The following is a 6,848-nucleotide window of genomic DNA, read 5'->3' on the forward strand; positions in this document are numbered from 1 at the left end:
GGCTGGGAGATCGAAGAGCGCGAGGGCTCGAACCTCTGGGACGGCGTGTACCCGCAGAAGGGGACGGCGTACGCAGCCAGTTGGCCGGGCGTGGATGTCATCGGCGATCAGAGGGTGATGATCGACGTTCCCTCCCAGCTCCCGGAACACCTCGTGGCGGCAAGCATCGGCCGACGGCTCGTCCTGCACGCCATGCACAGCGTCGTCGACTGGCTGGCTTTCGCCGTGTGGGAGGACGGACATCTAGTCCGCTCCCTGAGTCTGTCCCCGGACAGCGGCATCATTGAGAACACCGGCGAACCGCTCCCCTTCGAGCTGCCCTACTGGGCCGGAGACCGCCCGGCCGAGATCGTCCCCTGGCCCGGCGAGGAGGAAGAGCCGTATGCCCTGCCCTTCCACCCTTTGGAACTGGGCGAGGACGCGTTGCGGGCACTCTGCGGGTTCATCCAGGAGGGCCGTCCCCAGCCTGATGACGTCGACGCAGACGCCATCGAGCTGTACGGCTTCAACGTGCGGGATCTGCACGGGCCTGATCCAGCAGAGCAGGAAGCGGAGCCGCGCAGCGCAGCGGAAGCCATGGATCCACCCCGCTTCTACACGCTGAGCCCTGATGACGGCTCACTGATCGAGCGCGACGGCCTTTAGCGCCAGACCTCTTCGTGAACCGCTCCGGGACCGGTGGAGGTCTACGCCGAGGCAAGCGAGGAGGAAGTGCGCGCAGCGCTGGGCAGGCCCCGAACTCGGTTTTTCCTGTGTGTCGTTGCTACGCGGCACCAACCGTCAGGGAACCACACCTCCGCCCTTGATCTTCATGAGCACCCCTCCCGCGCCGCACGAATGCCTCGCCCCCCCGGTCGCCGTGCGACATGCGCGGCCACCCTGTCCGCGAGCTGGCGGAGCGCTCCGGTCACAGTCGCTGTGCTTCGCCGCTGTACGCCCATGGAACAACACGAAAGGCCCCGGATCTCTCCGGGGCCTCTCACCTGTGTGCACTCGGCAGGATTCGAACCTGCAACCTTCTGATCCGTAGGATCGGGCAGCCTCTTGGGAGGGCAGTCCGCCTTCTCCCGAACCGATCGTTGACAGCGGTGATCGACGGTCTCTGTGTGCCGTCGTTGCCGTCAGGGTTGCCGTCACCTCCGCATGGCCATCTGCGCGGCGGCGGCCTGCCACACACGATTACTGCGTATCGAGTTGGCCGCTCAGCTCCGTGACGAGGTGGTAGCCCCCGGCAAGATCCATGTCGGTCCGCTCCCTGAGCAGCTTGATCGCGGAGTCACGGTGCCCGCTGTTGAGCAGATCAGTCATCTCGGCGACCAGTGCGGCATCGAGTTGCCGTAGGGCATCCAGCGCCTGACCATAGGTGGTGGGCAACGTGTGCCCTTGAGCGAGCAGGTCCACTGCCACCGGGGCTGTGGCCAAGCCGAGGCCCGAATCCTTGCGCAGCCGACGGATGGCTTTGGCGGTGCGCCCTTCGCCAGCCAGCGCCTTCGCCTCGTTCTGGGCTTCCTGCTCGATGGGCGTGATCAGTGCAGTCGTACGTGCCTTGGTGCTCGTCATAACGCTCCAGCACTCCCCATCACTTGCAGTTCTTCTTGATCCCGTCGATCCCGAGTATCACCGAGGCAAGGCCGCCGAGCGTGGCACCCAATTCGCTGATCTTCTCCTCACCCTTGGAGACGCGGATGAGGAGGTAGGCGGCTTCCTTGACGGAACCGACCTTGTTGATAAACGCCTTCAGCTTGAGGATCTTCGCGATGGGGACCGCGCCCCCGCCGATAGCGGCCGCGATGGAACCCGCGCACTTAGCTGTCTGCCACCAACCACGAACCCCCCGCTTTTCACCGGCAAGGTGTTCGTCAAGGTATGCCTGGACAGCAGCCTCTCCTTGCTGCTCCACGCTGGCGGGCATCTCGTCGATTACCTTCAGCATGGCGAGGAGCTTCGCCCCGTCAGCTGTGTCCATCTCCTCCGCAGCGGTCATGGGCTTGTCGGCGGCGACAACCGCCGAACGTGCCGGGGTGCCTTGATCGGCAGCCACAGCAACCTGGCTGAGACCCGTGCTGAGGATTGCGGCTGCGGTGATCGCAGCAGTGGCAGCGGTCAGTCTCTTGATCTTCATGGTGTTCCCCTCTTTGGTCCTACGTCCAGCTGGTCACCGCTGGACCTGACGCAGCGTCTCCCCTGGTCAGGTGGGGGCCTGCGCCACGAATGTGATCATCAGACGCGTAACTACGCTGTAGCAAGACATTTGAGGGACAACTGAGGTGAACGAACCCTGCACGAACGCGTGTCAGCTACTCGCTGCGCCGTGAATGCGTCAGCACGGGGCAAATCGCCGGGCCAACTCGTCAAGCTGACGCGAAAAGCGCCGGACGTTCTTCCGCCGCTGCGTCGGTCTGAGATCCTGGAGACCGATCGAGAAGGGCCGCAGGTATGGAGTGGAAGACCCACGGTGAGCGACAGATCTACACCAACAAGTGGGTGAATCTGTGTCTGGTCGATGTGCAGCAGCCTGATGGGCAGAGGTGGGAGTACCACGTCGTTCGCCTCCGGCACCTGGCCGTGGCTGCCGTGGTCAACGATCGTCAAGAAGTGCTGATGATGTGGCGGCACCGCTTTATCACCGACTCGTGGGCCTGGGAGCTGCCCATGGGGCTGATCGAGGAGGGCGAGACCCCGGAGGAGGCGGTTGCCCGCGAAGTCCTCGAAGAGACGGGCTGGCGCCCCGGCCCCATCAAGCCCCTGATCTACGGCGAGCCTGCCAACGGCATCACCGACTCGCAGCACCACGTTTTCCGCGTGGATGGCGCGACCTACGCGGGGCCGCCCACGGAGAAGAACGAGTCCGATCGCATCGAGTGGATCCCTCTTAGCGAGGTGCGGGGGATGATCGACCGCCGTGAGGTCGTGAGTAGCGGATCGCTGGTCGGTCTCTTGTACCTGCTCATGGATGAATCGATCCGCTGACCGGTGGTAGGAGTGCCCGTAGCCTCGCCTCGAAGGCCAGGGCTACGGGTTCTTGCCTGTACGGGGCCAACTGGCCGTAGAACTCCCTGAGATGGCCTGACACTCGCTCGGAGGTCACCGCTGATGCGGGTTCGAGTGCTCGTGTGGCGGTGTGGCATGCCCGGTCGAGCTTGCCCTGATCCAACTGCGTACGCGCCAGCCAGAACGAGTGAAACGCACGGCCGCGCTGGTTGGTGTGGTCTTCGCGTCGCAAGGCGTCCGCGATCAGGGGTTCGGCGGTGGCTGCTTCGCCGAGTCGGCCGTGCGCGATGCCTGTGTCCACGATGAGCTTCGGCTCGTCGAAGTAGGTCACCCATGAAGGGTCGGGATCGCTGGCCTGGATCTGCTCGTAATGGCGGTGGGCTTCTCCGATCGCCCGGTGGGTGGAGTCCCGGTTGCCGAGGGTGGCATGAGCGAAGGCTTCGCGCATGGACAGCATGGACAGGACGCGTGGGGTGGTGCCTAGGTCTGAGCGGGCCTGGTCCTGGGCGGCCGTCACGAGTGCCAGCGAATCCGCGGGCTTGTCCTGGTAGGTCGCCTGCAAGCTCATACAGGCCAGTACGTTGGCCATGAACTGCCGGTCATCGATTTCCTTGGCCAGTTGCAGGGCCTCGGTGAAGTACGCGCGGGCCTGGTTGTACTGGCGGGCGTCGAAGTAGGTCCAGCCGGTGAGGCGTGCCAGCTCGGCCGCGATTCCGTACAGGCCGTTCTGGATGGACGGCGGCCGGTTCTCCTTCAGCAATCCAACGACATGCCGGAGCTGGCCGACGATGGCCGGCCTCAGCGCCTCGCCGCCGTGCTGGTTGTCACGTCGCCAGTAGTCCTCGATGGAGGAACGGAAGGCTTCAAGTGTCGCTGCATTGAGGCTCGTTCGAGTGGCCAGAGCCAGGATGCTGTCTACATCGGGTCCCGGCAGAGACGCGGATGGCTGCTGCTCGGGCTCTGGCGTTTCTGGCGCCTCGCGCTCGGTTACGACAAGGGCCTGAGGCGTCTCCCACGATCGACGGGCCAGCCCAAGCATGTGCCCCGGGATCCGCAAGCCATCCGCGATGCGCTCGACCACGTCCATGTGCTGAAACTGGCGTCGGCCTGCGATCACTTTGCCGACACGGCTGGGGGTCAACTCACAGCGTCTGGCGATCATCGACGGGTAGATGCCCGCCTTCGTCTTCACCAGCCGGAAGACTCTGGCGAAGTCCCGTACCCGGCACGCATTGATCATCTCCGGATCGGTGAGCAGCCTGGCAGGCAGTTCCTCCGGCCGGTCGGCGTCAGGCATTGGGTGGCTCCCCACTGCGAGGGCTACGCAACGTCGTTGGGTATCTACTTGCCGCGATGTTACCCAAGTTGGGTAATCAGCCTGACCTTTTGGCGGCGGTCCCCGAATCGCGATGCTCCTTCCATGGCGAGCAACCAGCAGACCAGACCAGACATCGGTGAACTGGCGAAGGACACCGCCAGGAACCGCATCGGCGTCGTCATGGGTGAGGTCGGCGGCCGTGTGCAGATAAGGCCGATCGGCGGCGGCACGGAGTGGGACGCCATGCCGAACAACGTGAAGCCGCCAAGTGCGCGGGAGGAACTGAGCGCACGCCTGGCCATCAAGAACCACAACCGTCGGGCCGGGCTGTGATGCGCGTTATCGGCCAGTACGCAGGAGTCCTGTTCATCGTCATGATCAGCGGCTCGTGCGGCCTGGTGATCGGCATGGCTCTCGCCATGGGCCAGTAGACGGGCCGCCCCGGACGGGTGCCATTCCCCGGTTCCCCCTTCCCCGTCCGGGGCCGGCCATCCAACCCACGCACCGCCACACAGAAGGAGTAGACGCATGACGGCAACGGCGAACGATCAGAAGACCGGTCGCGCGGTGGCTGGTGAGGAGCTGTTCGAGAGCCTCACCCACTTCGTGGTCGTCCACAACGGGCAGTCGCCCGAGCGCGCCGAGCGGATCGCGGACCAGGCGGTCGCCTTCCTGGTCACGGCAGCCACGGCCACGGTTCCCATGGTCCCGTCGGACGACGTGGACCTCGGCCTGCACGCGCTCATCCTGCACACGAAGGAGTACGCAGAGCTGTGCGAGCAGTACGCGGGCCGCTTCCTGCACCACAACCCGAAGCCGGGCGGGGGAGGACGTGACCCTGAGATGGTGGCCGCCTCGGTGCGCGCCATGAAGGCGGCCGGGTTCATGGTCTTCGACGACCTGTGGACCGTGGACGGCTCGAACCTCGCGCAGTGTGACTCGGACTGCGGCCGACCGTACGGACAGGCGTAGCAACACGACAGCAGCGACGCGGCCGGCCTCGACTCATGGTCGGCCGCGTTCGCTCGGAAGGAGAAGCGAGTTGCCCGGCTCAACCCCTGAACTGCCGATCGTGGTGCTCGACGCGCTCATGCCCACGGCTCAGCGCCTGGTCCTCAATCGTCGGGGCTCCATGGTCTGGGAGGTGGAGGGCCCTCGGGGCCACCACGCCGTGAAAGTCGGCTATCCGATCGAAGCCACGGCCGACTGGCCCGCCCAGCCCTGGACTGCTCTTGCGCCTGCGCGCGAGGGTGTTGTGCTGTATCGCCTCGGGTTCGCCGACTTCGCGTACGGCGAGTGGGAAGACGGGACCTGGAACTTCCAGCCGTGGCGTGAGGGGCCGGACCTGTACCAACTGTGGGAGCCCTGCCGTAGGCCAGACTCCTCCATCGCGCCGCACACCAGCGTGGCGTTGGGCTGCATCGAAGCTCTGGCTGAACTCCACGCCAAGGGCTGGGCACACGGTGACGTGCAGCCCGCACACTTCATCATCGGGCCGGAACGGACCCACCTCATCGACCTCGCCCTTGCCCGAGGCGGAAGCGTGCCCGAGGGATACGACTTCCCGTTCCGCGGCTGCCTCGTCCACTACGAGGCACCGGAAATCTCCCGCAGCGTGCTCGACATCGGACAGGCCGAGCCGACGCCGGAAGCGGACGTCTACGCGCTCGGCGCTTCCTTGCTGATCTCGGCCACGGGCTGGCGGGCGGTCGAGTACCCGGACAACGCTCCGCGCCCCGTGCAGCGAGAGGCCGTAGCAAACGGCCGGCGTCGGCCCGTCAAGGCGCCTGGCGAGCTGGGCGAACTGATCGACGCGATGCTCAGCCACGCTCCCGAGGATCGGCCCACCATCTACGAGGTGGGTAAGGCCCTGAGCTAATCCCGAAGCCCCGGTTCATCCGGCGTCGCTCGCGCGGCTCAACCCAACAACAAAGACCGGACCACCCCTCAGCCTGGACAGCAAGTCGGGGTGGTCCGGTCGCGGAATCCCTGATCAGGACCCCGGTGCCGATGGTACCGGGGCGGTTGGCGTACTCGAACGTGGGTGCGGCTGCAACGACCCCGGCTTCCTGTTGTCGAGCCAAGGGGGATGACTGTTGCGGTTCGGCCGATGGAAGCCCAGTTCTGACCTGAGCCACCGAAAGTCAGCCAGGGCGGCGAGTACGCCGACTGAGCACCCGTCACGTGTGTTTCCAGCAACCCCGTTCCGGCCTCAGCCACGCTTCTTCCATGCGTCACGGGCCGTACCTGGATCCGGCTTGGGCGTTGCTGACGTGGCCTGTCCAGTGGGCTCGGGCTGCGGCTCTGTGGCCCATGTGGCTTGGAGCGGTGGGCTGTTGAGTGGCGTGGTCGCGCTTGGTGTGCGTCGGCCTGGTCCTGGCGCTCGGAGCGGTCGGGTTGCTTCCTGGTCCGGCTGTCCGCCTTGGCGATGCTGCGCGCTGAGCGGGTGGGGGCCGCCGGAGCGGTGGCGGAGACATGGAGCGGCGGCGGCCCGTGGGCGCCCGCGCGCGCGGCCCGCCGGGGGCGGGGCGCCGTTATC

Annotated in this window: 8 protein-coding genes; 5 read left to right on the plus strand and 3 right to left on the minus strand. The window is 66.0% G+C overall.

Annotated features, from left to right (window positions below):
- Nucleotides 1-645: DUF6928 family protein (locus ICC28_RS39705; protein ID WP_223190780.1), on the plus strand; the 645-nt coding region annotated here is incomplete at its 5' end.
- A 534-nt stretch (nucleotides 646-1,179) separates the two neighbouring features.
- Here the strand turns inward: ICC28_RS39705 and ICC28_RS39710 are convergent.
- Both ICC28_RS39710 and ICC28_RS39715 read right to left on the minus strand, forming a co-directional pair.
- Nucleotides 1,180-1,560, minus strand: a complete 381-nt coding sequence (locus ICC28_RS39710) for a hypothetical protein (protein WP_188293740.1) — start codon at nucleotides 1,558-1,560, stop codon at nucleotides 1,180-1,182.
- A 19-nt stretch (nucleotides 1,561-1,579) separates the two neighbouring features.
- Nucleotides 1,580-2,122, minus strand: a complete 543-nt coding sequence (locus tag ICC28_RS39715) for a hypothetical protein (protein WP_188293741.1) — start codon at nucleotides 2,120-2,122, stop codon at nucleotides 1,580-1,582.
- Between the two features lie 314 nt (nucleotides 2,123-2,436).
- Between ICC28_RS39715 and ICC28_RS39720 the strand changes: the two genes are divergently transcribed.
- Entirely contained in the window at nucleotides 2,437-2,970 is a 534-nt protein-coding gene (locus ICC28_RS39720) for an NUDIX hydrolase (RefSeq protein ID WP_188293742.1), read from the plus strand.
- Here ICC28_RS39720 and ICC28_RS39725 read toward each other — a convergent pair.
- The gene (locus tag ICC28_RS39725; RefSeq protein ID WP_188293743.1) at nucleotides 2,948-4,288 is read right to left on the minus strand and encodes a helix-turn-helix domain-containing protein; all 1,341 of its coding nucleotides are present in this window, start codon (nucleotides 4,286-4,288) and stop codon (nucleotides 2,948-2,950) included. The two genes, ICC28_RS39720 and ICC28_RS39725, sit on opposite strands and share 23 nt — an antisense overlap.
- Nucleotides 4,289-4,411: 123 nt before the next feature.
- On the opposite strand from ICC28_RS39725, the gene ICC28_RS39730 reads away from it, so the two are divergent.
- The 3 genes from ICC28_RS39730 (at nucleotide 4,412) to ICC28_RS39740 (ending at nucleotide 6,188) form a co-directional block, all read left to right on the plus strand.
- Nucleotides 4,412-4,642, plus strand: coding sequence for a hypothetical protein (locus ICC28_RS39730; RefSeq protein ID WP_188293744.1), 231 nt, complete (start codon nucleotides 4,412-4,414; stop codon nucleotides 4,640-4,642).
- Between the two features lie 195 nt (nucleotides 4,643-4,837).
- Nucleotides 4,838-5,281: a glycine-rich domain-containing protein gene (locus tag ICC28_RS39735; protein ID WP_188293745.1), complete on the plus strand. Its 444-nt coding sequence runs from the start codon at nucleotides 4,838-4,840 to the stop codon at nucleotides 5,279-5,281.
- Nucleotides 5,282-5,351: 70 nt separating this feature from the next.
- Nucleotides 5,352-6,188, plus strand: a complete 837-nt coding sequence (locus ICC28_RS39740) for a protein kinase (RefSeq protein ID WP_188293746.1) — start codon at nucleotides 5,352-5,354, stop codon at nucleotides 6,186-6,188.
- Nucleotides 6,189-6,848 lie beyond the last annotated feature (660 nt).

It is taken from the genome of Streptomyces sp. TRM68416 (assembly GCF_014596915.1).
Lineage (GTDB): Bacteria > Actinomycetota > Actinomycetes > Streptomycetales > Streptomycetaceae > Streptomyces.

Coding starts and splice junctions, on each gene's coding strand:
- ICC28_RS39710 (WP_188293740.1), bottom strand. CDS start 1,560: ATGACGAGCACCAAGGCACGTACGACTGCACTGATCACGCCCATCGAG.
- ICC28_RS39715 (WP_188293741.1), bottom strand. CDS start 2,122: ATGAAGATCAAGAGACTGACCGCTGCCACTGCTGCGATCACCGCAGCC.
- ICC28_RS39720 (WP_188293742.1), top strand. CDS start 2,437: ATGGAGTGGAAGACCCACGGTGAGCGACAGATCTACACCAACAAGTGG.
- ICC28_RS39725 (WP_188293743.1), bottom strand. CDS start 4,288: ATGCCTGACGCCGACCGGCCGGAGGAACTGCCTGCCAGGCTGCTCACC.
- ICC28_RS39730 (WP_188293744.1), top strand. CDS start 4,412: ATGGCGAGCAACCAGCAGACCAGACCAGACATCGGTGAACTGGCGAAG.
- ICC28_RS39735 (WP_188293745.1), top strand. CDS start 4,838: ATGACGGCAACGGCGAACGATCAGAAGACCGGTCGCGCGGTGGCTGGT.